Origin of the sequence: Cedecea sp., from assembly GCF_036500665.1 — a bacterium.
GTDB lineage: Bacteria > Pseudomonadota > Gammaproteobacteria > Enterobacterales > Enterobacteriaceae > Cedecea.
Genome location: NZ_DASYBS010000142.1, coordinates 42,486 through 67,133, shown reverse-complemented (window position 1 = coordinate 67,133; position 24,648 = coordinate 42,486). Strand labels below are relative to the sequence as shown.

General features: G+C 56.8%; 23 protein-coding genes and 2 pseudogenes. 12 read left to right on the top strand and 13 right to left on the bottom strand.

Annotated features, from left to right (window positions below):
• Positions 1-4 precede the first annotated feature (4 nt).
• The 3 genes from VGM55_RS23565 (at position 5) to VGM55_RS23555 (ending at position 3,386) form a co-directional block, all read left to right on the top strand.
• On the top strand, positions 5-1,312 hold the full coding sequence (locus VGM55_RS23565) for an ABC transporter substrate-binding protein (RefSeq protein ID WP_414648313.1): 1,308 nt from the start codon (positions 5-7) through the stop codon (positions 1,310-1,312).
• Positions 1,313-1,441: 129 nt separating this feature from the next.
• Positions 1,442-2,869, top strand: a complete 1,428-nt coding sequence (locus VGM55_RS23560; protein WP_154189278.1) for a PLP-dependent aminotransferase family protein — start codon at positions 1,442-1,444, stop codon at positions 2,867-2,869.
• Positions 2,856-3,386 (top strand): GNAT family N-acetyltransferase, encoded by a 531-nt coding sequence (locus VGM55_RS23555; protein ID WP_154189277.1) that lies wholly within the window; start codon positions 2,856-2,858, stop codon positions 3,384-3,386. Before VGM55_RS23560 ends, VGM55_RS23555 begins: the two co-directional genes overlap by 14 nt.
• Positions 3,387-3,413: 27 nt before the next feature.
• Here VGM55_RS23555 and VGM55_RS23550 read toward each other — a convergent pair whose 3' ends face one another.
• Positions 3,414-4,286, bottom strand: a complete 873-nt coding sequence (locus VGM55_RS23550; protein ID WP_331636909.1) for an MBL fold metallo-hydrolase — start codon at positions 4,284-4,286, stop codon at positions 3,414-3,416.
• A gap of 143 nt (positions 4,287-4,429) precedes the next feature.
• On the opposite strand from VGM55_RS23550, the gene VGM55_RS23545 reads away from it, so the two are divergent.
• Complete coding sequence (locus tag VGM55_RS23545; RefSeq protein WP_331636908.1) at positions 4,430-5,221, top strand: polysaccharide lyase family 7 protein; 792 nt, start codon at positions 4,430-4,432, stop codon at positions 5,219-5,221.
• Positions 5,222-5,264: 43 nt separating this feature from the next.
• Here the strand turns inward: VGM55_RS23545 and VGM55_RS23540 are convergent, their stop codons facing one another.
• Positions 5,265-5,693, bottom strand: a complete 429-nt coding sequence (locus VGM55_RS23540) for a TOBE domain-containing protein (protein ID WP_331636907.1) — start codon at positions 5,691-5,693, stop codon at positions 5,265-5,267.
• Positions 5,694-5,976: 283 nt separating this feature from the next.
• On the opposite strand from VGM55_RS23540, the gene patD reads away from it, so the two are divergent.
• The 5 genes from patD to VGM55_RS23515 all read left to right on the top strand — a co-directional run bounded on the left by patD (position 5,977) and on the right by VGM55_RS23515 (position 9,053).
• On the top strand, positions 5,977-7,401 hold the full coding sequence (gene patD, locus VGM55_RS23535; RefSeq protein WP_331636905.1) for an aminobutyraldehyde dehydrogenase: 1,425 nt from the start codon (positions 5,977-5,979) through the stop codon (positions 7,399-7,401).
• Positions 7,402-7,477: 76 nt separating this feature from the next.
• Positions 7,478-7,921: a peptidoglycan-binding protein LysM gene (gene lysM / locus VGM55_RS23530; protein WP_154189272.1), complete on the top strand. Its 444-nt coding sequence runs from the start codon at positions 7,478-7,480 to the stop codon at positions 7,919-7,921.
• A gap of 147 nt (positions 7,922-8,068) precedes the next feature.
• Positions 8,069-8,284: a hypothetical protein gene (locus VGM55_RS23525; RefSeq protein WP_331636904.1), complete on the top strand. Its 216-nt coding sequence runs from the start codon at positions 8,069-8,071 to the stop codon at positions 8,282-8,284.
• On the top strand, positions 8,285-8,797 hold the full coding sequence (locus tag VGM55_RS23520; protein ID WP_331636921.1) for a YnfC family lipoprotein: 513 nt from the start codon (positions 8,285-8,287) through the stop codon (positions 8,795-8,797).
• 82 nt (positions 8,798-8,879) lie between these two features.
• Positions 8,880-9,053: a GhoT/OrtT family toxin gene (locus tag VGM55_RS23515; RefSeq protein ID WP_126356223.1), complete on the top strand. Its 174-nt coding sequence runs from the start codon at positions 8,880-8,882 to the stop codon at positions 9,051-9,053.
• Between the two features lie 13 nt (positions 9,054-9,066).
• Here the strand turns inward: VGM55_RS23515 and VGM55_RS23510 are convergent, their stop codons facing one another.
• Positions 9,067-9,960 (bottom strand): nickel/cobalt transporter, encoded by an 894-nt coding sequence (locus tag VGM55_RS23510; protein ID WP_414648310.1) that lies wholly within the window; start codon positions 9,958-9,960, stop codon positions 9,067-9,069.
• A 227-nt stretch (positions 9,961-10,187) separates the two neighbouring features.
• On the opposite strand from VGM55_RS23510, the gene VGM55_RS23505 reads away from it, so the two are divergent.
• On the top strand, positions 10,188-11,816 hold the full coding sequence (locus tag VGM55_RS23505; RefSeq protein WP_331636903.1) for an ABC transporter ATP-binding protein: 1,629 nt from the start codon (positions 10,188-10,190) through the stop codon (positions 11,814-11,816).
• Here VGM55_RS23505 and VGM55_RS23500 read toward each other — a convergent pair.
• The 7 genes from VGM55_RS23500 to VGM55_RS23470 are packed head-to-tail and all read right to left on the bottom strand — an operon-like array spanning position 11,793 to position 19,251.
• Complete coding sequence (locus VGM55_RS23500) at positions 11,793-12,632, bottom strand: sulfurtransferase (protein ID WP_331636902.1); 840 nt, start codon at positions 12,630-12,632, stop codon at positions 11,793-11,795. The two genes, VGM55_RS23505 and VGM55_RS23500, sit on opposite strands and share 24 nt — an antisense overlap.
• The gene (locus tag VGM55_RS23495) at positions 12,622-13,617 is read right to left on the bottom strand and encodes an ornithine cyclodeaminase family protein (RefSeq protein ID WP_154189267.1); all 996 of its coding nucleotides are present in this window, start codon (positions 13,615-13,617) and stop codon (positions 12,622-12,624) included. Before VGM55_RS23495 ends, VGM55_RS23500 begins: the two co-directional genes overlap by 11 nt.
• Positions 13,618-13,619: 2 nt before the next feature.
• The gene (locus VGM55_RS23490) at positions 13,620-14,618 is read right to left on the bottom strand and encodes a 1-aminocyclopropane-1-carboxylate deaminase/D-cysteine desulfhydrase (RefSeq protein ID WP_154189266.1); all 999 of its coding nucleotides are present in this window, start codon (positions 14,616-14,618) and stop codon (positions 13,620-13,622) included.
• 37 nt (positions 14,619-14,655) lie between these two features.
• Positions 14,656-15,990, bottom strand: a complete 1,335-nt coding sequence (locus VGM55_RS23485) for a M20 family metallopeptidase (protein ID WP_331636901.1) — start codon at positions 15,988-15,990, stop codon at positions 14,656-14,658.
• Positions 15,987-16,901, bottom strand: a complete 915-nt coding sequence (locus VGM55_RS23480; RefSeq protein ID WP_331636900.1) for an ABC transporter permease — start codon at positions 16,899-16,901, stop codon at positions 15,987-15,989. The genes VGM55_RS23485 and VGM55_RS23480 overlap by 4 nt, the downstream gene beginning before the upstream one ends.
• Complete coding sequence (locus VGM55_RS23475; RefSeq protein ID WP_154189263.1) at positions 16,901-17,761, bottom strand: ABC transporter permease; 861 nt, start codon at positions 17,759-17,761, stop codon at positions 16,901-16,903. The genes VGM55_RS23480 and VGM55_RS23475 overlap by 1 nt, the downstream gene beginning before the upstream one ends.
• Positions 17,758-19,251 carry an ABC transporter substrate-binding protein gene (locus tag VGM55_RS23470; RefSeq protein WP_154189262.1) on the bottom strand — a complete coding sequence of 498 codons (1,494 nt, stop codon included), beginning with the start codon at positions 19,249-19,251 and terminating at the stop codon, positions 17,758-17,760. Before VGM55_RS23470 ends, VGM55_RS23475 begins: the two co-directional genes overlap by 4 nt.
• 184 nt (positions 19,252-19,435) lie before the next feature.
• Here VGM55_RS23470 and VGM55_RS23465 point away from each other — a divergent pair, with 184 nt between their 5' ends.
• On the top strand, positions 19,436-20,092 hold the full coding sequence (locus tag VGM55_RS23465) for a GntR family transcriptional regulator (protein WP_154189261.1): 657 nt from the start codon (positions 19,436-19,438) through the stop codon (positions 20,090-20,092).
• Between the two features lie 266 nt (positions 20,093-20,358).
• Here VGM55_RS23465 and VGM55_RS23460 read toward each other — a convergent pair.
• The 3 genes and pseudogenes from VGM55_RS23460 to VGM55_RS23450 form a co-directional block, all read right to left on the bottom strand.
• Positions 20,359-21,501 (bottom strand): annotated as a pseudogene (locus tag VGM55_RS23460) (trans-sulfuration enzyme family protein).
• 22 nt (positions 21,502-21,523) lie between these two features.
• A pseudogene (locus VGM55_RS23455) lies at positions 21,524-22,483 on the bottom strand (PLP-dependent cysteine synthase family protein); the annotation flags it as partial.
• A 267-nt stretch (positions 22,484-22,750) separates the two neighbouring features.
• Positions 22,751-23,257, bottom strand: a complete 507-nt coding sequence (locus tag VGM55_RS23450; RefSeq protein ID WP_154189258.1) for an RrF2 family transcriptional regulator — start codon at positions 23,255-23,257, stop codon at positions 22,751-22,753.
• A gap of 172 nt (positions 23,258-23,429) precedes the next feature.
• Here VGM55_RS23450 and VGM55_RS23445 point away from each other — a divergent pair, with 172 nt between their 5' ends.
• Entirely contained in the window at positions 23,430-24,632 is a 1,203-nt protein-coding gene (locus VGM55_RS23445; protein WP_331636899.1) for an NAD(P)/FAD-dependent oxidoreductase, read from the top strand.
• Positions 24,633-24,648: the final 16 nt, after the last annotated feature.

The window sequence follows — 24,648 nt, the reverse complement described above, 5'->3', positions numbered from 1 at the left end:
CCTGATGCATAAATGGCGGGCGCTTGCCGTTTGCTGTTCGCTGGCCGTGAGCGGCGCAGCGCTGGCAAAAGAGAAAATTGATTTTATGTTCCCGGCGCCGGTCGACGGCAAGCTGACGATGGAGATGACGCGCGTCATCAAGGCGTTTAACGACTCGCAGCAGGACGTTGAGGTGCGCGGTATTTTTACCGGCAGCTACGACACCACCAAAATTAAAGCCGAATCCGCGCAGAAAGCCGGGCAGCCGCCGGCGCTGGTGATCATGTCGGCCAACTTCACCACCGACCTGGCGCTAAAAGACGAAATCCTGCCGATGGATGAGCTGTTCAAATACGGCACCCGCAAGGCGGGCGATTTCCTGATGAACGATTTCTGGCCGGCCATGCACAAGAATGCGCAGGTGATGGGCGTGACTTACGCGATTCCGTTCCATAACTCCACGCCAATCCTGTACTACAACAAAACGATGTTCGACCAGGCGGGCATCAAGCAGCCGCCGCAGACCTGGGCCGAAATGCTGGCCGATGCGAAGAAGCTGACCGACGCCAGCAAAGGGCAGTGGGGCATTATGCTGCCGTCCACCAACGACGATTACGGCGGCTGGATCTTCTCCTCGCTGGTTCGCGCCAACGGCGGCAACTACTTCAATGAAAACTATCCGGGCGAAGTGTATTACGATTCACCGACCACCATCGGCGCGCTGCGCTTCTGGCAGAACATGGTTTACCGCGACAAAGTGATGCCGTCAGGCGTGCTGAACTCGAAGCAAATCAGCGCCGCATTCTTTAGCGGCAAGCTGGGCATGGCGATGCTGAGCACCGGTGCGCTGGGCTTTATGCGAGAAAACAGCAAAGACTTTGATATGGAAGTGGCGATGATGCCCGCCAAAGAACAGCGCGCGGTGCCTATTGGCGGTGCGAGCCTGGTGAGCTTCAAAGGTATTTCCGATGCGCAGAAAAAAGCGGCTTATCAGTTCCTGACCTATCTGGTTAGCCCGCAGGTTAACGGCGCATGGAGCCGCTTCACCGGCTATTTCTCGCCGCTGAAAGCTTCTTATGACACGCCGGAAATGAAAGAGTACCTGCAGAAAGATCCGCGCGCACAAATCGCGCTGGATCAGCTGAAATACGCCCATCCGTGGTACTCGACCTATGAAACGGTCGCCGTACGCCAGGCGATGGAAAACCAGCTGGCGGCGGTGGTGAATGACCAGAAAGTGACGCCGGAAGCCGCCGCGAAATCCGCGCAGCAAACGGCGGACGGCCTGATGAAGCCTTACGTTGAGAAAACGGCGCTGGCCGACGTGAAGTAAAATCCTCGCGTTTCCCTCCTCACGGGCGGCTTTGCCGCCCGTTTTTCCGTGTTAAAAATCACTTTCTGACTATAACAGTTGTACAAAACAGCGTATTTTTAGCGCTGTGATATAGACAGGGAGCAGCGCATGAAAAAGTACCAGCAGCTGGCACAGCAGATCCTCGATCAGATTGCCCTCGGCGTCTGGCAGCCGGGCGACCGATTACCGTCGCTGCGCGAGCAGGTCGGCCACAGCGGGATGAGCTTTATGACCGTAGGGCACGCCTACCAGATGCTTGAAAGCCAGGGGGCAATCGTTGCCAGGCCGCAGTCTGGCTACTACGTTGCGCCCCGGCCCGTTGCGCGCACCGCGCCGCCTGCGGTGCAGGTGACCCGCGCGGAAACCGTCGATATCAACACCTATATCTTCGATGTACTGCAGGCAAGCACGGATGCCTCCGTGGTGCCGTTTGGTTCCGCGTTCCCGGATCCACGCCTGTTTCCGCTCCAGGCCCTCCACCGTTCAATGGCGGCGGTCAGCAAAACGGCCACCGCCATCAGCGTGATTGAAAGCCTGCCGCCCGGTAACGAAGCGCTGCGCCACGCCATCGCCCAGCGCTATGCCCAGCAGGGGATGCACGTTTCACCCGACGAAATTGTTATCACCGCGGGGGCGCTGGAGGCGCTCAATCTCAGTCTGCAGGCGGTCACCGAGCCGGGCGACTGGGTGATTGTCGAAAACCCTTGTTTCTACGGTGCGCTGCAGGCGCTGGAACGCCTGCGGCTTAAAGCGCTCTCGGTCGCAACAGACCCGGTAAGCGGGATCGATCTCGACGCGCTGGCGCAGGCTCTGGTGGAATACCCGGTTAAAGCCTGCTGGTTAATGACCAACAGCCAGAATCCGCTGGGCGTGACGCTCTCACCGGAGAAAAAAACGCAGCTGGTGAAGCTGTTGCAGGCGCATAACGTCACGCTGATTGAGGACGACGTTTACAGCGAGCTTTATTACGGCCGGGAAAGGCCACTGCCTGCCCGGGCGTATGACGCCCACGACATGACCCTGCATTGCTCCTCGTTTTCAAAATGCCTGGTGGCTGGGTTTCGCATCGGCTGGGTGGCCGCCGGAAAACACGCTCGTCGCATTCAGCAACTGCAGTTGATGAGCACGCTGTCCACCAGTTCGCCGATGCAGCTGGCGCTGGTCGATTTTCTGGCTACCCGCCGCTATGACACGCATTTGCGAAAACTGCGCAGGATGCTGGCCGAGCGAAAACAGCAGGCGTGGCAGACGCTAAGCGAACTCTTCCCGCCGGAGGTGAAAATCCACCGCAGCGAAAGCGGCTATTTCCTGTGGATTGAACTGCCGGCAGGGCTGGATGCCAGCCTGCTTAACGAGCGGGCGCTGGCGCATAAGATAAGCATCGCCCCGGGGAAAATGTTCACTACGGGCAGAGCCTGGGATAACTATTTCCGCTTCAACGCCTCGTGGAGCTGGGGTGAAAGGGAACGTCAGGCAGTAGTGACGTTGTCACGTTTAATCAAGGAATTGATTGAGGAACAACATGTACAAGACTGAAAGATTGCTATTAAGGGCGTGGCGAGATGAGGACTTAGTTCCGTTCGCCGAAATGAATGCCGACCCGGAAGTGATGCGCTATTTCCTGCAGCCCCTGACGGCGGAAGAAAGCCAAAGTTACCTCGAGACATTCCGCCAGCGTATGGCGGAAAACGGCTTCGGTTTCTGGGCGGTAGAAGAACAACAGAGCGGCGAGCTAGCGGGGTTTGTGGGCCTGAATCGGCCTGGCTACTCGCTGCCGTTTTCCCCCTGCGTTGAGATAGGCTGGCGGTTGCGTAAAAAGTTCTGGGGAAAAGGCTATGCTCCGGAAGCCGCGCGAGAAGCGCTGCGTGTTGGTTTTGAAGAGCACGGCCTGGAAAGCATTGTTGCTTTTACCGCGCTGCCAAATTTGCCGTCTCAGCGGGTGATGGAGAAACTGGGCATGCGCCGAAGCGGTGAGTTTGATCACCCACTGGTGGCGGAGGGGCACCCGCTGCGGCGGCATGTCTGGTATCAGATTCACCGGCAGGAGGTTTAAAAGCCGGCGAACCGGCCTGTAGCACGGCTACTCTATCGGCTGGAAGACGTAATGGTCGCCTTTGGCCACGATGTGGCCGACGCCAGGGAACGGGAAGTGCGGGGCAAAAATTAGCTCGCGATCGGCGGCCAGCTTCGCCAGCAGCGCTTTGCGGTTGGCTATTCCTTCCTGGCGGTCGTTATCATAGGCAATCGCCCATTCGGGCTTCGTCAGCGACACAATTGAGCTGTGCGCCGAGTCGCCAATATCTAACAGACGCTGCTTGCCGGAGACAATCTGATAGCCAACGTGCCCCGGCGTATGCCCCGGCAGCGGTACCGAAGTAATCCCCGGCAGCACCTGGTCGCCAGGCTTAAAGGTTTTCACCTGCGGCTGGATGGCCTCCACCAGCGTCTTCATCTTCGGCATCGTTTGCAGCCAGGCCCAGTCAGGCGCGGAAATTTGCACCGTGGCCTGGGTGAAAGCCTGCTTGCCGTCCGCAGTCAGCAGGCCGCCAATATGGTCGCCGTGAACGTGGGTGATCAGCACATCGGTTATCTGTTCTGGCTTATAGCCCGCCTTTGCGAGGCTCTCAATCAGCTGCCCCTGAGCGTTTGGGCCCAGGCCGGTATCCAGCAGGATGGTTTTACTGCCGTCTTTGACCAGCAGCGCATCGACGCTGAGCTTGATTTTATCCGTTGGCGCACCGGCTGCGGACAAGACCTTCGCCACCTCTTTTTCTCCCACGTCTACGCCAAGCACTTTAGCGTCGTTGGTCAGGTAGTTGTCTTTATCGTGAAGCGCCGTGACCTCGAGCTTGCCGAGCGGAAAAGTTTTAAACGCCGCGCCCGCGTTATCCGCCAGCGCGAAGGAAGCGTAGCTGGCCGCAATTAGCACCGAAACGAGCAGTTTTTTGATCATCAATATTCCCTTTATGCATCAGGTTAAGAACCGGAAACCCATTGTTACCACTGAAATGCCACAGCAACAGATTTTAAGTAAAGCATCTACGCTGATTAATGGTTAGCTGATCGGGCGGGTTTACATTTTGCGTTGGGGAAAAGATGAAGAGTAAAACAGTAGGTTACGCAGTGCCGGTGGGCCTGCTTTTGGTGACGCTGAGCGCCAGCGCATGGGCTGAGAATGGCCAGAATACACCGGGGGAAAATTATCCGGTGCTGACAAAGGACTATTTGCTGCAATCCTTTGACGGCAGTGAAAAACCGAACGAGGTGAGGATAACGCCGGCGCTGCATAATCGGTATTTCTACAGCAACTGCAGCGGCTCAAAAAGCTGTGATTCAGCCATTCCGGCGGGGGCGATGATGTTTAACGCGCCGTCCGGGTTTGGTTCGACGCCGCACAGTGAATTTCCTCGCGTCGAGCTAAGAGCCACGCACAATTTTGTTAACGGCAGCGATTTTGACAATGAGCAGCGTGGGTCGGTGTATATCGTCAAAAATCCGTCCACGCGCTCGATTATTTTTGCTCAAATTCACGGCGACAAACCCGGTGGCTCGGAAATGCTGAAGCTACGCTGGGAGGACGGCACGATAGTGGCGGGCGTGAAAGAGAATTACGGCGACGCTGAAAAACGTACCACGCTGCTTTCGGGCGTCGGGCTTAAAGAAAAAATTGACTACAGCATTAAAGCCAAAGGCACTGGGAGCGGCATGAAAGTGACGGTTGAAGCCAGCGCCGGAGGTAAAATGGCCAGCAAAACCTTCAGTTACCCTAAACAGAGCTGGGAAGGGATTCAGCTTTACTTCAAGGCGGGGAACTACAACCAGGACAAAAACAAGGACGGCTCAGGCGCGGTGGTGGCCTACAGTCATCTCGACGTGCGCTATCGGTAAGCGCGTTAAAACCGGCAGCCAGCGGCTGCCGGAAGCGTGACTTTTACTTTTTCACCGCAATCAGCACGGAAGAGGCTTTCACCAGCGCCAGCAGGCGGCTACCGGCCTTAAGCGCCATTTCATCTGCCGCTTCGTTAGTCACGACGGCGGTTAACTCAAAACCTGCATCCGTCTGAATAAGGACGGTGGTGTTCACCGCGCCTTCTGCGACAGCTTTCACCGCGCCGGGGAACTGGTTTCGGGCGGAGAATTGATAGCCGCAGTCTTCGCTTGCCAGCACCACCCAGGGCGCTTTGATCAGGGCAAGCGCTTCTTTGCCGTTGATCAGCCCCAGTGCTTCTTTGCTGCTGCGGGTGACCACGGCGACCAGCTTGCCGCCGCCGTTCAGGGTTAATTCGATTTCGTCGTTGACTGCGCCGGCCGTGACGTTGCTGATGGTACCGATTAATTGATTACGGGCCGAAATGGTCATAAAGCCTCCTGGCGGTTAACTAAGAAAAGGGCTGCCTAAAGCATAGGACCCGCCGCTTTCTTTTCATATTAATTTTCAATAGATACCTCATTTTCTCTCCGTCCTGTTATACCAAAGGAAGTGAAGCAGTTTCACAGGCTTACTGCGTGGTGCATCACAACCTGATGAAAATCTCCAGGCTATGCCGCAGGCGCCGTATCGCCGGAACTATGCTTTTTACTCAGTCCTTTTACGCTAACGCGCCTCTGCAGGCCTCAATATCAGAACGAGAAAGGAGAACGGGATGCAAAGCCAGTTATTGATTAACGGCCAGCTTGTGGATGGCCTCGGAGAAAAACAGCCGGTCTTCAATCCGGCCACGGGCCAGGTGCTGCTGGAGGTGGCTGAAGCCACGGTTGAACAGGTCAACGACGCTGTCCTTGCGGCAGATAAGGCATTTGCTGAATGGGGACAAACGACGCCGAAGGAGCGCGCGGAGCACCTTCTGGCGCTGGCCGATGTTATAGAGCAACACGGTGAAGTCTTTGCGCGCCTTGAATCGCAAAACTGCGGCAAACCTTTCCACTGCGTGCTCAATGATGAAATTCCTGCCGTTGTAGACGTGTTTCGCTTTTTTGCCGGTGCCAGTCGCTGTCTGGGGGGGCTTGCCGCCGGGGAATATTTAAGCGGACATACGTCAATGATCCGCCGCGACCCGGTTGGGGTGGTGGCTTCTATTGCGCCCTGGAACTACCCGCTGATGATGGCCGCCTGGAAGCTGGCTCCGGCGCTGGCCGCCGGGAACTGCGTGGTTATCAAACCTTCCGAAATTACACCGCTGACCGCTTTTAAACTGGCTGAACTGGCAAAAGATATTTTCCCTGCGGGCGTAGTTAACGTGCTGTTTGGTCGGGGGACTACGGTAGGGGATGCGCTGACCGGTCATGAAAAAGTGCGAATGGTCTCGCTGACCGGGTCTATCGCTACCGGGGAGCATATTATTAGCCACACCGCGCCGTCGATTAAGCGCACGCACATGGAGCTTGGCGGTAAAGCACCGGTCATCGTGTTTGACGATGCGGATCTGCAGGCGGTGGTCGAAGGCGTGCGAACGTTCGGTTTCTACAATGCCGGGCAGGATTGCACCGCCGCGTGTCGGATCTATGCCCAAAGCGGCATCTACGACAGGCTGGTTGAGCAGCTTGGCAAAGCGGTTGCCAGCCTCAAATATGGGCCGCCCGAGGACGAAAGCACTGAGCTGGGGCCGCTGAGTTCAAAGGCGCATCTTGAACGTGTGAGTAAAGCCGTGGAGGACGCCAAAGCGCTGGCGCACATTAAGGTGGTGACGGGCGGCAACAAGGTGGCAGGAGGCGGTTATTACTATCAGCCAACGCTGCTGGCCGGGGCGAAGCAGGACGACGCGATCGTGCAAAAAGAGGTGTTTGGCCCGGTTGTCAGCGTCACGCGCTTTGACGATGAGCAGCAGGTGCTTGAGTGGGCAAACGACTCCCGCTACGGTCTGGCATCCTCGGTATGGACGCAGGACGTTGGCCGCGCGCATCGCTTGAGCGCGCGACTGCAGTACGGCTGCACATGGGTCAACACGCACTTTATGCTGGTCAGCGAAATGCCGCACGGCGGCCAGAAGCTTTCCGGCTACGGCAAAGATATGTCGCTGTACGGGCTGGAGGATTACACCGTTATTCGGCACGTAATGATTAAGCACTGACCTGCAGAAACGGGCGACTGGCGTATTCCTCTGTTTTTGCCAGGCTTACAGGGACCTATAAACAGGAGGAAAGACCATGGGTTTATTTGATTTTGTCAAAGACGCAGGTGCGAAACTGTGGGACTCGCTGAAAGGGAACGAAGGCGAACAGGGAAGCAAGCTTGAGGAGCATTTGAAAAACAGCGGCATTCCCGGTGCGGATAAAGTGAACGTTACCGTGGAAAACGGTAAGGCGGTAATAACCGGTGATGGTTTAACGCAGGAGCTGAAAGAGAAGATTCAGGTCGCGGTCGGTAACGTAGCGGGCATCAGCAGCGTTGAAAATAACATCACGGCGACAGACTCTGCGCAGGAGGCGACTTATTACACCGTTAAGTCCGGCGATACGCTAAGCGCGATTTCAAAACACGTTTACGGCGATGCCAACAAATACAACACCATTTTCGAGGCTAATAAGCCAATGCTGACCCACCCGGATAAAATTTATCCCGGCCAGGTGCTGATTATTCCTAAGCTGTAAGTGCCCTGAAAACCCACTTCGGTGGGTTTTATCTGGCAGATAGCGTAAAGTGTCCTGCTAAAATCTCGTTAACCCTCTGCTTAATTAACGCTCCCGGCATCCACGCGTAAACGGCGGACAATCTCTGCCTGCGTTCAAGGAAGATGTATGAAATTAAAAGGTTATTTTTTGCTGGCGATGCCGCTGCTTTTTACTCCTCTCTCGCATGCCGGGACGGAAAGAAACCCGGCCATCGCCAACTTGGCGACGATGTTTGATTTCAACGCGCCGTCCGGAAACGTTAGCGAAATGCATACCGCGATAAAGCACCCTTCAGGCGAAATAAACTATGAAAATAAGCTGGTAGTGGACAGTAGCGGATGAATTGCAAGCCTGGATATAAGGGATTCGGCGCAAAAAAAGGTTCTGCAGCTTCACCGTGAAGGGAACGCGCTGATTGGCACCCAGAACGGTAAACCTTTATCCCTCAAGCTGAATGATAATTGCCGGGTGCAAAAGAGAAAGGATGAGCTTGGCGAGGTGAAATATGCTTATTGGCCGAACGGTTTGCTGAAAGATATCTTTTTCATGCCGGGCGGCCAGCGCATTGCTCATCATGAATACAACGCCAGTGGGCTGCCACAGCAGGTGGATTTCTATCTGAATGGCAAGGTGGCCTCGCAAACCAAAGTCAGCTACGAAGATGCCGAAAAGCGGCCTTTCGACTATAAATTAGTGACCGAGACGATGGGCGTGGCGTTTTTAACGGCCGAAAGCCACTGCCGTTATGACGAAAAATTAACGCCCGTTGCCTGCGACATGACGCTGGTCACCGGGCTGGGAAGCACGCAGCAAACCCAGCGTCAACATGTGACGACGGAAGTCAGCTATTACTGAGTAAAGTAAGTTTCTAAACTTGATCTGCGTCATAAAAAAGAGCATATTTTGCAAAATTTTTTAACAAGTAGTAATGCTTTGTATGACGCTTTATCAACACATGTTGGTTTTTTACGCCGTAATGTCGTTAATCTGCGCCGGGATCACCTGGCTGCTCGCCAAAGACTCCAAACGTATTAAGCTGCTTTGCTCAGTGCTGATTGGTGCCACCTGGCCGATGAGCTTCCCGGTGGCGCTATTGTTCTCGCTATTCTGATCGAGCAGGTTTTCTAGCAGCCCGCCGCGATAAAGTCGCCGTTGGCGCTGATGGGGATAGTGGTGACAAACAGCACCACGGCAAAAAGCACAATTAGCAGGCCACCGGCCACTTTCAGCCCGGTGGTAATCAGGCGTACCCGCGCGGGCGTTTGTGACAGCCAAAGCTTGCCGACGGAATCACGCGTGCGGGTCACCAGCACGGACAGCCCGAGGATCGACAGGGCGGTCCCCAGCGCCATGGTCATAACGGCGGCAATCCCCCAGCTGATGAACCCCAGGGCGTTCGAAAACACCAGAATCATGATGGCACCGCTGCAGGGGCGGGCGCCAATCGCCAGTATCACCCCTAAATGCGTCAGCCAGTTACCGCTCCGGCCGTCATAGCCGACGCCGTGATTATGCCCGCAGCCGCAGTTTTCATTGTGAACAGGATGAATCGCCGCGGTGCTCAACGGCGTGAAGGATTTCATCCGCAGCGGCGTTTGCCGCAGGGCGTTCAGCAAAATAAACATCCCGAAACAGCCAATCAGCACCGCGCTTATTTTCTCCACATACCAGCGGCTTTCGCTGAGATCGCCGCTGGATAAATTCAGCGCGATAGCCAACACAAAGACAAAGACGACGGCGCTCACGCCCTGCATCAGGCTGCCGAGAAAAGGCACTACTCGCCCGGCGAGAGGCGTTTCTTGTTGGGTGCTTAGGTAGGTCGTGACGATAAATTTGCCGTGCCCTGGGCCAATCGCGTGCAGTACGCCATAGAAAAAGCTGCCGACTAAAAGCCAGACGCCGCCGCTGTACTGGTGGTTATTGATTTGCAGTAAATAGAAAACCAGGTAGCGGTGCAGGCTAATCTGCATGCTCAGGCACCACTGGATAAAGGCGCTCCAGTGATGGCTGACGAACACCAGCGCCAGCGCGCTTAACTAATGCCAGCAGGCCTGCCGGCAGGGCCCAGCGGCGGGGGAGAGTCTGAGTCGTCATGGCGGTAATCACTTATGGCTGGCGTGGCTAAAGTATAAATAACTCCCGGGGACATGACCAAATGAATAAGCTATCAGCAATTCATCTTGTGGTGCCTGGGTAGATATTATAGTCTCAAAAATCACGATGTTAGCTCCCGTCTGGAACCCTTATGGCCGATCAACGCCCGCTGTTATCCGTTAACTCACTTTGCATCAGTACGCTGGAAGCAAAACCCCTGGTGCAGAATGCATCATTCAGCGTTGAACGAAGAGAGATCGTGGCGTTGGTGGGCGAGTCTGGTTCCGGAAAAACGCTAACTTCGCTGGCGGTGATGGGCCTGCTTCCGGCGGGCGTTCTGCAAGCGGGCGGTGAGGTTATTTTTAACGGGCAGATCGTGTCAGCCGTCGGTCAACAATATCCCCGAGAGCTTCGTGGGCAGCAAATCGCCACGATTTTTCAGGAGCCGATGAGCAGCATGAATCCGGTGCTAAAGGTGGGCGAGCAGATTGCAGAAGTGCTGGTTCGCCACCAAAAGCTCAGCTGGAAGCAGGCGCACCGCGAGGCGGTCGCGCTGCTGGACAGGGTCGGGATTGTAAACCCCGGGCAGCGGGCAAAACAGTATATTCATCAGCTTTCCGGCGGGATGCGCCAGCGTGTGATGATTGCCAGCGCCATCAGCTGCAAGCCCGCGCTGCTGATAGCCGACGAGCCAACCACCGCGCTGGACGTCACCATTCAGGCACAAATTCTGGCCCTGCTGCAGGAGCTTCAGCAGGAAATGGCGATGGGCATTTTGTTCATCACCCACGATTTAAGCGTGGTTGCCCGCTATGCGGATCGCGCCTGCGTGCTGTATCAGGGCAATATTGTTGAGCAGGGCGACGTGCCGACGCTGCTAACCAACCCGCAGGCGGACTATACCCGCAGGCTGATTGCCGCCTCCCAGCCTGAACCCCAGACCGTTAGGCGTAAAGATGTCACCCGCTCGCCGCTGGTGCAGCTGTCGCAGCTGACCAAAAGCTACCCTCAGGCGCATGCGCTGCCGTTTTTCCCTGCCAGCCGCCAGACGGTGCTTAAACCTACCAGTCTTGAAATTGAGCGGGGCGAAATTGTCGGGCTTATCGGCGAGTCAGGTTCGGGCAAGACAACGCTGGGCAGGGCCGCGATTGGGTTGATTCCGGCGGACAGCGGTACCCTTATTTTCGATGGCCTGGACGTACGCCGCGCCAGCCGCGAGCAGCAATTGGAAATGCGGCGGCGGGCGCAGATCATCTTCCAGGATCCGTACGCCAGCCTGGATCCTAAAATGACGGTCGGCGAGCAGATTGCCGAGCCGTTGCGCGTTCACAAGCTAAGGCCTGCAGGGAAAATCCAACACCGGGTGAATGAATTACTTGAGCTGGTTGGCCTGGATGCCGACGCGGCAGGACGTTTGCCTTCGGCCTTCTCCGGCGGCCAGCGCCAGCGTATTGCAATCGCCCGTGCGCTGGCGCTGGAGCCTGAACTGCTGGTGGCCGACGAGGCCGTTTCGGCACTCGATCTTTCCGTAAGAGGACAGATCCTTGCGCTGCTCGCCGATCTGCGCGACCGCCTGGGCCTAACCGTCCTGTTTATCAGCCACGACCTTGGCGCCGTCCGACAGGCGTGCGATCGGGTTGTGGTGCTGTATCGCGGTGAAATAGTGGAAACCGGAGCAACGAAGCAGGTGCTAGACCGGCCGCAGCATGAATACACGAAGCAGCTGATTGCCGCCGCCCCGGATATTCAGCAGGCTCTACGGCTGCGTAAGGCGGGGTGATTCCTTCCCGCTAAGCAGCGGTAATTCCGGATGGCTCGCCCATTCGTGCCAGGAGCCGACGTAAACGGCCACATCCTGGTAGCCAGCAAGTTTCAATGCCACGAGAACCGTCGCGGCGCGAGCGCCACGGTGGCACCAGGCTATCACTCTTTTTGACGGCGTAAATCCGGCTTCGGCCGCAAGGCTCGCCAGCGCTTCGGCGGATTTAAATCGGCCATTGTCGACGACATCTTCCCAATAAAGGAGTTTTGAGCCTGGAATCCGTCCGGCTCGGGCGCAGCACTCGTGCACGAAACTTCCGTCATATTCTGTTGGCCTGCGGGCATCAAGCAGCTGTGTTGAGGCAGGATCGGCGTCGATCGTTTCGCTGCGGGTAGCGGCCAGCTGCGGCATGGCCGGCTGGCAGATTGGTGCTCCAACGGCAGAGACAACCGCCTGTGCGCCGTGGCCCGGCGTTAGTTTCCCGCCTGCAGCGGCCCAGGCATCCACGCCGCCGTCTAAAATCAGCCCGTCAGTCCCGAGGGCGAACCATAAGAACCACAGCCCACGCGGGGAACGCATCCCCACGCTTTGCTCGAAGAATACCGGCGTGGCTCCGCTGGTCACGCTGAGCTGCTGCCAGGCATGAACAAAGGCCCCGGCCATTGCGGCGTAGCCTTCCGGCGTGGAGTCGGGAACAAAGTAGTCGTAGACGTTAAGGCTGAACGCGCCGGGTAACGAAGCGATTTGCCACTGTTCCCGTTCACGCACGTCGAGTAACGCAAATTGCTCCCCGCCAGCCAGGCGCCTTTGCAATTCACTGGCGCTAATCAGCATCGGCAGCCTCCCAGCCAAAAGGCAGATTGTTGCCTTTGCCCTGAGCTATGGCAGCCTGCAGAACGCGAGCGGCGAGAGCGATATCAAACACGTTAAGACCGAAGGAGGAGAAATAAACCCTGTCCGTTTCCGCAGGACGCCAGCCATCGACCAGCAAATTCGTTAAATCTGCCGCCACGTTTTTCTCATCAAAAAGCCCGGCACGGTACATTTGAAACAGGCTTTTTGCGCTGGTGAGCTTGAAGTCGCCCCAACGGTCTACCACCACCTTGTCGGCGGCGGCAATCGTTTCAAAGGCCACTTCGTGGTAGCCAATTTGCAGCACCAGCGTCCCCGCACGCCAGATACCGGGCCGTAAAAACGGCTCGCTGGCGCTGGTGCAGGTTATCAGCGCGTCCCAGTGCTGACGCAGCGCATCGCTCAGCGTTTCAAACTGCGTGACGGGCCAGGGCAGGTCGCCCGAATGGCTGAGCATGTTGGCGAGCGGCTCCGGCGTTTTATTCCAGCAGTAGACCATGTCCAGATCGGGAAAATGTACGGCGAGCATATCGAGATGGGCACGAGCCTGAACGCCTGCGCCAAGCAATAAAACGCGCGAAGGGCGGCGAGGAGTCGCCAGTTTCAGGGCAAGGGCAGACACCGCCGCCGTGCGGGTTGCGGTCAGGCTGCCGCTTTCCACCAGGCCAATTGGTAAGCCGTTATCCGCGCGGTTGAGCAACGTAGCCGCCATAGCCTGCGGATAGCCGTCAGCGGCGCGAGGACGGTGCGCCGTCCATTTCACGCCTGTGGCATTGAACCGTCCGCCAACCCTTGCCGGGAGGGCGTAAACCTTGCCCAGCGGCGTGTCGAGGTCGACATGGCTTTCTGCAGGCATCACCGCATCGCCGCTTCTTAGCAGCCGCACGGTGTCTTCAACGTCCTGCAACGCCTTAATGGGGTCATTGCCGCCGAGTTCGGCAACCTGCTGACGGTTCACTATCTGCATGATCAGTGCTCCAGGAGTTTTTGAGCGAACGGATAGAGCGCCGGGGATCCTCCGCAGTGCATGAAAATAACGGCGCTTTCGGCAGGAATGCGGCCTTGTTCTGCCAGCGTGATTAAGCCGTGCATTGCCTTACCCGTGTAAACCGGATCCAGCAGCACGCCTTCCTGCTGAGCAACCTGATAAATCGCCTCAATGCCGCCGTCTGAAGGCACACCGTAGGCGCTGCCGACGAAGCCATCTTCGATCCAGATATCCTGCGGCCGCCAGCTTTGATCCCAGTCCAGCAGGCGGGCGCAGTCATCGGCCATGGCCGAAATACGGGTCTGGAACCAGTCCGCTTTAGCGCTGACGCTGATGCCGATAATTTGTGTTTTGGGCCAGTAGCGTCGCGCGCCAACGTACAGCCCGGCGAGGGTTCCGCCGGAGCCTGTTGGGGCCACGATAATATCCGGGGCGGATTCACCCGCGGCGCGAAGCTGGGCATCCATTTCCTCAACCGCGCGAACGTAGCCCAGCGCGCCCAGGGCCGTGGCGCCGCCCAGTGGAATGATCATCGGCTTTTCACCACGCGCCGCTGCTGCGTCAGCATGAGCCTGCATCGCGCCTTCAATCTGGGTGAAATAACCTTCCGGGTCGAGGAACTGCAGCTCGGCGCCAAACAGCTTATCCAGCAGGAGATTACCCTGGTAAGTTTGCGGCTCGTCACCGCGCAGAACCAGCACCGGCTTCATGCCAAACTTACGCGCCGCGGCAGCGACCATGCGGGCATGGTTAGACTGGTGGCCGCCGGTGGTTATCACCACTTTTACGCCTTCGCGGCAGGCTTCGGCCATCAGGTACTCCAGCTTACGGACTTTATTTCCACCGCCGCCAAAGCCGCTGTAATCGTCACGCTTAATCTTTAAATTCACGCCCAGCGTCTCGCTAAGGCGCGGTAAAGCCTCCAGCGGCGTGGGGAAGAATCCTAGCGTAACACGTTCAAAATCATTCACATTTTTCATGCATTATCCTGTCTGGTTCCCGAGTGCTGGCCATTATTTAAAAGGCGAGTAGCCAGTCATTAAGCGACTGTTGGTAGCGTTGTAAGCCTCTGAGCGTGACGAATTCATTCACGCCGTGGGCGTTACCGCCGTAGCCCAGACCGCCTATCAAAAAGGCAGGGGCAACGGCGGCGAAGGCGTAGGCTGGCGCGCAGCCGGGCGCCCACGGCCAGATTTGCGGCCTGGCCTGCTGCTGCTGATAGCTTGCCATCAGTTCCAGCACGCCCGCGTCATCAATGCTGAAGCGGTAGCCCGGATAGCTGTCCCCTGGCTCCAGCACTGCCCCAGCCAGCGACGGGCTGGCGAGCTGTTCCTTCATGCGCTGCATCAGGCGTTCGCCATCAACGATGGGCGGCGTTCTTAGCACTACATCGGCGAAGGCTTCAGGAGGTATGACGCCCTGAGCACCGTGCGGCAGGCTGGCTATCTCTGAAATATTGAGCACCGCGCTGCCCAGCAGGTAAGCCAGGCTGCTGTAGCCGTCACCGCTGATGGAGAACTTCTCGCTGCGCCGGAAAGTCAGTTCGTCGGCCAGGTTAAAATCGAGCGCAAGGTCGTCGAGAATCGAACTGGCTTCTTCATCCAGCTCGCCCGTTTCGAGTACGCCATTAGCGTGAGGGGGCGCAAGGGTGCTTAACGCCTGCACCAGCCGCCAGACGGGGTTATCGATCCACGCCGCGTTGCTGGCGTGAATAGCCGCTTTAGGGCCGCCCCAGCTGCCGCCTTTTACCACCAGACGGCCACCGCTGCGGCCGGTGAAGCCAAGGTAAATTCGCGGGGCACCGCCGCCGTATTCGCACAGAGAAGGGAAAAGAACTGCTTCGGCGGGAGCTACCGGACAAGGCTGGCGGGCAAGGTAGCGCCGCAGGTTGCCGCTGCCAATCTCCTCTTCGCCTTCCAGCAGAATCTCAATGTTGGTATGCAGCCGCCCGGAGTGATAGAGGTCGCGCACTACCATCAGCATGCCTGCCAGTGGGCCTTTGTTGTTCTCTGCGCCGCGGGAGATAAATACGTCGCCTTTATCCGACCAGTGTTTAATGCCGCCGACAAACGGATCGACCTCCCAGCCTTCTTCGTCGGCGGGCATCACGTCGTACATGTTGTACAGCACGAGGGTACGCGGCGAACCGATGTCAATGCGCACGTGAACCAGCGGCGGCGCACCATCCTGAAGCTGTTGGCCCACCGGATACAGCACTTCGGCGTCGGTTTCTTCAATCAGCCACCGCTCAAGCCATAGCGCGAGGTCACGCTGCTGGTCGATATAGCCCGCCACGCTGCGGAAGGGTGTGAGCTGGTGCAGGAGGTCCAGGGTTGCATCAAGAGATTTCATAACCGGATCCTCGGGTTCAGCACCACGTAAAGCAAATCAATCACTAAATTCACCACCACGAACACCAGCGCGGCCAGCAGGACAATCGCCTGCACCAGCGGGAAGTCGCGGTTCTGAATCGCCTGTACCGCAAGGCGGCCAATGCCGGGCCAGGCGAAGATAATCTCGGTCACCAGCGCGCCGCCCAGCAGGGAAGCGAAATACATTCCCTGAACGGTCACTACCGGGATCAGCGCGTTGCGCAGGCCATGACGAATGAGAATGCGCCACGCGCTGAGCCCTTTAGCCTGGGCCGTGCGGATGTAATCCTGCGCCAGAACGTCTATCAGGCTGGCGCGAACCAGGCGGGCGATGGCGCTCATGTAATAGGCGCCCAGGCTAATGGCCGGCATAATCAGGTGGCTGAAGGAGCCGTAGCCGCTGGAGGGCAGCCAGCGCAAATGCAGGCTGAACCAGATAATCATCAGCAGGCCGAGCCAGAACACCGGCACAGCCTGGCCGCTAAAGGCGAACAGGCGAGCAAGTAAATCCCAGAAGCTGTTACGCCAGACGGCGCTGATAAGGCCAAGAAGCAGACCGATCGCGGTACTCCACAGCAGGGCGGAAACGGCCAGCAGAAGCGTCGCGGGTACGCGCTGGGCGATAAGCTCTGTCACCGGCTGCTCATAGCGGAGCGACAGGCCAAGATCGCCATGCAGCAGGCCGGTAAGGTAATGGCCGTACTGCCAGAGCAGCGGGCGGTCAAAGCCCATCGCATGGCGGAAGTTATCAATTTCCTGCTGGGAAGAACCGGGCGGCATCATCACCGCAGCCGGGTCGCCGGTCAGGTGCAAGCTATAAAAGATAAGCAGCGAGACGCCAAACATCACCAGTAAGGCCTGCGCGAAGCGAGAGAGAATGTAGCGCAGCATCAGTCAAGCCTCGTGTGGGTTTTACGCAGCAGGCTATCGCCGAGCAGGTTGCAGCCGACAACGAGGGCCGCAATAATCAGCCCCGGCCACAGGACAAGCCATTCCGCCAGCAGCATGTAGGAGCGCCCTTCGCCAATCAGGTTGCCGAGGGTGGGCGTAGGCGGCTGGATCCCCATACCAAGGAAACCGATAGAGGCTTCGAGAACGATAAGCCTTGGGATATCCAGCGTCAGCAGCACGACCAGCGGCGTAGCGAGGTTAGGGAGAATGTGGCGCAGCAGTATACGCGGCGTGGAAAAACCCATGGCGCGCACCGCTTCAATGTATTCCAGCTCGCGCAGTTCAAGCGTTTTGGCGCGCGCCACGCGGGCGTAAATCGCCCAGCTGGTCACGCCCATGATCAGGATAATGTTTTCCAGCGAGGTGCCAAACAGCGCCATCACCAGCAAAATCAGCAAAATAAACGGCACCGCCAGCTGAATATCCATCAGGCGCATGATGACGGCATCCAGCCAGCCGCCAATATAGCCCGCCAGCATCCCCAGCAGCGTGCCGATAACGGCGGCAATTGCCGCCGCCAGTAACACCACCGTCAGGGAAAGGCGGGTACCCGCCAGGATCCTTGACAGCAAATCGCGCCCGAGCTGATCGGTACCAAGCCAGTGCATGCCGCCCGCCGTTTCGCTGCCCGGCGGCAGGAAGGTATCCGCCAGGTTATTGGTTAACGGGTCAGGCAACGGCAGCCACGGGGCTACCAGCGCCAGCAGGATCACCGTGCCTAGCAATAAGCCCCCCAGCACGCCGTCACCTGAAATCAGGCGACGAGGGCGGCGGGTCAGGGCGCGTCCGGGGAAAATCATTTCAGCCTCAGATCATACAGCGGGATACGCGCGTCGGCACGGCCGGTAAAGGTCAGGTTATCGCTATTGGCGTACAGAGAATCCTCGCGGTACAGCGGGATAAGCGGCTGTTCTTTGGCGACCACTTTCTGAATATCCTGCAGGATAATTTCACGCTTTTTCGCATCAACCGTGGAGCGGCTGGCGTTCAGCAGCTTATCCAGCTCAGGATTGCTGACCGTGGAGTACGGTTCGCCGGAGTGCAGGATAGGGTACAGCGCGGCATCGGCGTCCAGCGTTTGGGTTGAGCCCCACGCCAGCATGTACATTTCCGCCTGTTTGCCGGAGGCCACCTGTTGGGTATAAACCGACCACTCAGGGACCTCAAGCTGTGCTTTCACGCCGATAGCCGCTAAATCCTGAACAATCGCCTGAGCCACTTCGGCGCTGGCGATATAACGACGCGGTGCCTGGAATTTCAGGGTAAAACCGTCCGGATAACCGGCTTCCTTAAGCAACGCTTTAGCTTTGGCAACATCCTGCTCAGGCGCTGGAATATTGAGGTAGCCAAAGTCCTTCGCTCCGGCCATGGTGCCGGTTGGGGTACCAAAACCGTGCAGCAGCTGGCGGGTATAGGCTTGACGATTCAGCGCCAGCGACAATGCCTGGCGAACACGAGCATCACTTAAAGGTTTCTCACCATTTTTGAGACCAAGATAAATGGTCAGACCACCACCTTTGACTTGCTCAAGGTGAATACCTGGCTTATTTTTTAGTGTTGTAACCAGGTCGGCCGGAACGCTGTCAACCAGCTGCACTTCCCCTGTTAACAGGGAAGTAATGCGGGCGGTAGCTTCCGGGATTGGGCGCCATGTCACCTGCTCAATTGTTGGTTTTCCACGCCAATAGTGTGGATTAGCCTGCATAACTACACGTTCATCTGGTATAAATTCTTTTAATGTATATGCTCCACTACCGATAGGTTTTCGTGCAAATTCCGCAGCACCGACTTTACTTACATAAGCAGGCGGTACGATATAGGTTGGATAGCGGCTCATGCGCGTCGGCAGAAGCGGGTCCGGGCCGTCGGTATGAATGCGAACCTGGTCGTCCCCCGTGACTTCTACAGATTTGATGGTGCGGATGTATGAAATGGTGGGGGCGTGGTTGGCGGGGTCAAGAATGCGGTCGATAGAGAATTTAACCGCCGCGGCGTTGACCGGTTCACCGTTAGTGAAGGTGACGCCAGGCCGTAGGTCAAATTGCCACGTGGTGTCATCCAGTGCTTTCCATGAGGTGGCAAGGCCGGGCTGGAGCTGCATGTTTTTATCACGCAGGACCAGAGTATCAAAAATATTGTCCACCAGCGTGGCGGCTTCTTTAAGGAAACCCGGATCCATCGCGGTGGCAGAAGCGGGTTGAGCTATGACTAATTCACTTGCGTAGCTAAAGGGGGTTACCAGGCTAATTAATACAGCCAGAGTTGCGAGTTTACGGCCGGATGCTTTCATTGTAGTCAATCCCTATACGTTACCGTCTAAATTATTGACGGATATCGAATGTTTCGTCAGGTTAATTCGCATGGTGGTATAAATTTGTGGTAAGAGTACATGATATATCCTATATACTCCATTGATGACAAGCCAGTTATTAAACTGCAAATACAAAGTAGTTATTTTGCTATAGGAAATAAACATGCTTGACTTAGAAAAAGCGCAAAGAATGAGTTTAACCATGCAAGTTGAGGCAAGGTTAAAGAGTGCGTTGATCGTGGGAACCTTAAAACCCGGTGCCAGATTAGTCACTAAAGAGATAGCGGAGCAGCTTGGCACCAGTATTACGCCGGTTCGGGAAGCGCTGCTGCGACTGGTCTCTTCCGGGGCGCTTGATGCCACGCCAGCACAGGCTTTTTTGGTGCCTGAAATTTCTCTGGGGCGTTATCATGAAATTACGACCATCCGTAAGAATCTGGAGGGTATGGCGGTAGAGCAGGCGGCGCGGTACATGGACAAAACCCGGCTGGCCCGCTTGCAGCAGCTTTGTGATGCGTTTCTTGAAGCGAAACATATCAGCGTCGAAGCCGCCTTGCAGGCTAACCGGGAGTTCCGCTTCCAGCTATTTGAGTATGCGGATATGCCAACGCTCACCGTGTTAATTGAGCAGCTGTGGGTACGTATTGGCCCTTGCTTCAATTATCTCTATCCACAGTCGGAAGAAATGAGTCAGGGTCATCATAACTACGATGATTTGCTGGAAGCCTTAGCTGACAAAGACGAAAAACGTAGCGTGAAGGCAATTCATAAAGCGATTGATGACGGTGCAGATATTTTGCGTCGCCAATACTTTGGCTAAATAACAAACAGCCTTAATTTATTTACGCACAGCAAATAAATGGCCTTTTGTGTTGCTCTGGATGTTTCCAGGTTTTGCATACATAAGGCCATTATTTATATACTCTTCATACTTCAAGCCGCAGGTGCGTTGACTGCACCCGCTCACCTCAGTCACATAGTTAGCTATGTGACTGAGGATTCCCGGTCTTGCCGCCTTCCTGCAAGTCGAATTATCTAGAGTATATTAATGGCAATATTTATCGCCGTATTTTAGTAAATAATTAGCTAACTCAGCGCCTGCGCCAGATCGGCCTGCAAATCTCCGGCATCTTCAATCCCGACCGACAGGCGAATCAGCTGCGGCACAATGCCGTTGCTCAGCCGCTGTTCGAGTGGAATAGAGGCATGAGTCATGCTGAAAGGCTGGCTGACCAGACTTTCTACACCGCCAAGGCTTTCCGCAAGGGTAAACAACTTCAGTTTGCGGATCACTTCCTCGGCACGCTTTTCATCGCCGCGAACCACAATCGAAATCATGCCGCCGGGCTGAGACATTTGCTGGCGAGCAAGGGGATATTGCGGGTGCGTTTCCAGCCACGGAAAATAGACTTTCTCAACTTCAGGATGCGCCTGCAGCCACTGTGCCAGCTGTAGGGCGTTGCTGCTGTGGCGTTCCATACGCAGCGCCAGGGTGCGGATCCCGCGCAGGGTCAGGAAGCTGCTGAACGGGTCAAGCACGCCGCCGACCGCGTTTTGTAAATAGCCCAGCTGCTGCGCCAGCTCCGCATTTGCGCCAACCACCGCCAGACCGGCAACGACATCAGAGTGGCCGTTCAGGTATTTGGTTGCCGAGTGCACCACGATGTCGAACCCGGATTCCAGCGGGCGCTGGAGCGCGGGAGAGGCGAAAGTGTTGTCGGCCACGCTTATCAGGCGGTGGCGTTTGGCGATGTCGGCTATCGCCGCAAGATCGGCAAGCTTAAGCAGCGGGTTGGTCGGCGTTTCTACCCAAATCATCCGGGTTTCAGGGCGGATAGCCGCCTGCAGACCGTCGAGATCGTCTGGCTTAACCCAGCTAACCTGCAGGGCGGCGCTGCGTTTGCGCACGTTTTCAATCAGCCGCTAGGTGCCACCGTACACATCGTCAACGGCAATAATATGGCTGCCGCTGTCGAGCAGTTCGAGCACGGTTGAGATCGCCGCCAGGCCGGAAGAAAACGCGTAACCGCGCTGGCCGCCTTCAAGTTCGGCAATCGCCGTTTCCAGCGCCTGCCGGGTTGGGTTGCCGCTGCGAGAGTATTCGAAGCCGGTATGTTGGCCCGGAGCGGGCTGAGCAAACGTGGAGGTGGCGTAGATCGGCGGCATTACTGCACCGTGCGCATCATCAAAAGTGCCGCTGTGTACGCTTTGGGTGGCAAACTTATTCATGAATTTTCCTTAATAGTTACGCCAGGTTTTGCTGGCTGAGCCATTGATCGTTAAACATTTTCGATAAATATTTGTTACCGCTGTCGCAGGCGAAAGTCACCACGCGTTTTGGCGTGCTTTGGGCCTGGCAGTAACGCAGGGCGGCGGAAAGCAGGGTGCCGGTAGAGGAGCCAGCAAGTATGCCTTCGTGGGTTAAGAGTGCGCGGGCGGTGGCAAAGGCTTCCCGATCGCTGATGCGGTACGCATGTTGTACGCGCTCGAAGTTGGCAAGCGTCGGCACAAAGTCTTCGCCGATGCCTTCCACCAGCCAACTGCCCACTTCACCGTAATGCCCGTGTTCAACCACGTCGGCGAGAATCGATCCGCAGGGATCGGCCAGGACAAATTCGGTATGCGGCGAATGCGGATGGAAGAATTGCTGCAGGCCGCCCAGCGTGCCGCCAGAACCCACGCCGACAACGATGGCGTCGATGTGCCCCCCGGTTTGCTCCCAAAGCTCAACGGCGGTTCCGGTAGCGTGCGCCAGCGGATTCGCCAGGTTTGAAAATTGATCGATATAGAAACTGCCCGGAATGTCCGCCGCCAGCCGCAGGGCGTAATCCTGGTAATACTCTGGGTGGCCTTTGGTGACGTCGGAGCGGGTGAGGCGCACGTCCACGCCCAGCGCTCGCAGATGGAAAATCTTTTCCTGACTCATTTTGTCCGGCACCACCAGGATAAGCGGGTAGCCTTTTTGGGTCGCTATCAGCGCTAACCCAAGCCCGGTGTTGCCAGCCGTCGCTTCAATAATCGTGCCGCCAGGTTTCAGCTTGCCGCTGCGCTCGGCCTGCTCAATCATCGACAGGGCTACGCGGTCTTTAATCGAGCCGCCGGGGTTTTGGTTTTCCAGCTTGAGCAAAAGCTCACAGCAGCCGGTATCAAGGTGGTTGAGCCGCAGAAGCGGGGTGTGGCCTATCAGGTCCAGTACGGAATCGGCGATCATCGTTCTCTCACAACATGAAAAGTGTTCATGTATGGGATGATAGGGTGGCAAATTGCCGCATCTAAAGAACATAAACCCGTTGTTTAGAACTGAAAGTAATATAATGTGCTGTTTTGGCGGTAGGGAAGGAAAGCCGTTCGGATGTCCGGAGTGGGGGATGGCTAAATTACGCCGTGTTTGGCTGTGTTTGCCGATTTTTTATACGAAAAAGCCAGCGACTTATGCGCTGGCTGGCTTTGAATCTGCAAAATTGTACTAAGCGAGAGGCTAGCTGCTGCGGCGGTCGCGGATCCAGTCCTGCACCTCAATAACAAACTCATCCGGTGCCTTACGGTACATGCGGCGAGCCAGATCCAGCACGGTATGCTGGGCCAGCGCCTCTTCCATACGCTGCTGGGCGATATTCATTACGGCACGCACGCCGCAAATCCCTTCGCATGCCCACTCGGGCGGCACTTCGTCAAAAACGGCCAGCCGCTGGCGGATCTCTTTACAGTCGAAAATACTTTTCTCACCGTCGATGGCTTCCACAATGTCCAGCACGCTGATTTGGTCAGGCGGGCGAGAAAGGCTAAAGCCGCCGCCTTTGCCTTCGCTGCTGACGACGAGCCCCGCTCTGGAAAGCTTGGTGAAAATTTTACCGAGATAGTCGTAGGGCACGCCCTGCAGCTCGGCGATTTCACGCACGTTCATTTCGCGGCCTTCGCCTTTACCATCCACCATGCATATCAGGCTGTGGATGCCGTACTCCACGCCTGAGCTGTAAAACGCCATACTGCCTCCGACTCATTTAATCCAGGTAATGTAGGGATTTTATCCGCGCTATGCAATCTATAACCCCGAAAGTAGGGGAATGAAAATAAACTCCGAAAGATCTTGTCGCAGTTAACTGCGACAAGTATAGTCGCAGTCTTTGGCCGCTGAGGGCCTTTATTGGAGTACAACCATGCAACAGAAGATCCTTATCCTGGGCGCTGGCTTTGCCGGTATGTGGGCGGCACTGAGTGCGGCAAGACTGGCCACGATGTACGATCGCGAAGACATAGAGATTACCGTGCTGGCTCCCCAGCCGGAGCTGCGCGTTCGCCCGCGCTTCTACGAAACCGAGGTGGCTTTGCTGGTCGCTCCGCTTCAGCCGCTGTTCGACGTTACCGGCGTGACCTTCGTTAAAGGTGAAGCACAGCGCATCGACAGCGTAAATCAGTGTGTCTGGTACCGGGACGAGCAGGGCAACAGCACGCCCCGCCAGTACGATCGTCTGGTTCTGGCAACGGGGAGCAACCTGAAGCGTGACCTGATTAAAGGTGCGGCAGAGCATGCTTTCGACCTCGACCAGCTTGAGAGCGCATTGCGCCTGGAACAGCATATATCTGCCTTAGCGCTGCAGCCGGAAAGCGAAGCCCGCAACACGGTCATCGTCTGCGGCGGCGGGTTTACCGGCATTGAGATGGCAACCGAACTGCCGGGCAGATTACGTGCGGTACTGGGGGAAGAAACAAAAGCCCGCGTTATTGTGGTGGAACGAGGCGATAAAATCGGTGGGCGCTACAGCAGCGAGCTGCGCGACGTGATTGCCGCTGCCAGCGAAGAACTCGGCGTAGAGTGGCGGCTGAATACTGACGTCCGTGAAGTCGATGCGAACGGCATTGTGCTCGCCGATGGCGAACGCATTGACTCCAGCACGGTGATTCTCACCGCAGGCGTGCAGGCCAGTCCGTTAACGGCGCAGATTAATGCTCCGCGTGATAAACAAGGCCGTCTACACGTGGATGCGTTTTTGCGAGTGGAAGGGCAGCCAGCCATTTTTGCCACCGGTGACGTTGCTCGTGCCGAGACGGATGATTTGGGGAACCTGGCGCTGATGACCTGCCAGCATGCCATCATGCTGGGCCGCTTTGTGGGCTATAACGTGGCGGCAAGCCTGCTGGACGTGGCGCCGTTGCCTTATCGCCAGATTAACTACGTCACCTGTCTCGATCTCGGCAACTGGGGCGCGGTGTTTACCGAAGGCTGGGAGCAGAAGGTGACCCACGTGCGCGAGGAAGCGAAGAAAATTAAGCTGTCTATTACCCAGGAACTGATTTATCCGCCGGTGGCAGACAGAAAAATCGCCTTTGAAACGGCGGATCCGTTAGCGCCGTTCGTCTAAGCGACTTATCATGCTG

Excerpts from the sequence above, each read along its gene's own strand:
- VGM55_RS23525 (WP_331636904.1), top strand. The coding sequence starts at position 8,069 with ATGAAATTAAAAGGTTATTTTTTGCTGGCGATGCCGCTGCTTTTTACT.
- VGM55_RS23560 (WP_154189278.1), top strand. The coding sequence starts at position 1,442 with ATGAAAAAGTACCAGCAGCTGGCACAGCAGATCCTCGATCAGATTGCC.
- VGM55_RS23565 (WP_414648313.1), top strand. The coding sequence starts at position 5 with ATGCATAAATGGCGGGCGCTTGCCGTTTGCTGTTCGCTGGCCGTGAGC.
- VGM55_RS23465 (WP_154189261.1), top strand. The coding sequence starts at position 19,436 with ATGCTTGACTTAGAAAAAGCGCAAAGAATGAGTTTAACCATGCAAGTT.
- VGM55_RS23555 (WP_154189277.1), top strand. The coding sequence starts at position 2,856 with ATGTACAAGACTGAAAGATTGCTATTAAGGGCGTGGCGAGATGAGGAC.
- VGM55_RS23540 (WP_331636907.1), bottom strand. The coding sequence starts at position 5,693 with ATGACCATTTCGGCCCGTAATCAATTAATCGGTACCATCAGCAACGTC.
- VGM55_RS23505 (WP_331636903.1), top strand. The coding sequence starts at position 10,188 with ATGGCCGATCAACGCCCGCTGTTATCCGTTAACTCACTTTGCATCAGT.
- VGM55_RS23500 (WP_331636902.1), bottom strand. The coding sequence starts at position 12,632 with ATGCTGATTAGCGCCAGTGAATTGCAAAGGCGCCTGGCTGGCGGGGAG.
- VGM55_RS23515 (WP_126356223.1), top strand. The coding sequence starts at position 8,880 with ATGACGCTTTATCAACACATGTTGGTTTTTTACGCCGTAATGTCGTTA.
- VGM55_RS23470 (WP_154189262.1), bottom strand. The coding sequence starts at position 19,251 with ATGAAAGCATCCGGCCGTAAACTCGCAACTCTGGCTGTATTAATTAGC.
- VGM55_RS23545 (WP_331636908.1), top strand. The coding sequence starts at position 4,430 with ATGAAGAGTAAAACAGTAGGTTACGCAGTGCCGGTGGGCCTGCTTTTG.
- VGM55_RS23450 (WP_154189258.1), bottom strand. The coding sequence starts at position 23,257 with ATGGCGTTTTACAGCTCAGGCGTGGAGTACGGCATCCACAGCCTGATA.
- VGM55_RS23445 (WP_331636899.1), top strand. The coding sequence starts at position 23,430 with ATGCAACAGAAGATCCTTATCCTGGGCGCTGGCTTTGCCGGTATGTGG.
- VGM55_RS23495 (WP_154189267.1), bottom strand. The coding sequence starts at position 13,617 with ATGCAGATAGTGAACCGTCAGCAGGTTGCCGAACTCGGCGGCAATGAC.
- VGM55_RS23490 (WP_154189266.1), bottom strand. The coding sequence starts at position 14,618 with ATGAAAAATGTGAATGATTTTGAACGTGTTACGCTAGGATTCTTCCCC.
- lysM (WP_154189272.1), top strand. The coding sequence starts at position 7,478 with ATGGGTTTATTTGATTTTGTCAAAGACGCAGGTGCGAAACTGTGGGAC.
- patD (WP_331636905.1), top strand. The coding sequence starts at position 5,977 with ATGCAAAGCCAGTTATTGATTAACGGCCAGCTTGTGGATGGCCTCGGA.
- VGM55_RS23480 (WP_331636900.1), bottom strand. The coding sequence starts at position 16,901 with ATGCTGCGCTACATTCTCTCTCGCTTCGCGCAGGCCTTACTGGTGATG.
- VGM55_RS23550 (WP_331636909.1), bottom strand. The coding sequence starts at position 4,286 with ATGATCAAAAAACTGCTCGTTTCGGTGCTAATTGCGGCCAGCTACGCT.
- VGM55_RS23485 (WP_331636901.1), bottom strand. The coding sequence starts at position 15,990 with ATGAAATCTCTTGATGCAACCCTGGACCTCCTGCACCAGCTCACACCC.
- VGM55_RS23475 (WP_154189263.1), bottom strand. The coding sequence starts at position 17,761 with ATGATTTTCCCCGGACGCGCCCTGACCCGCCGCCCTCGTCGCCTGATT.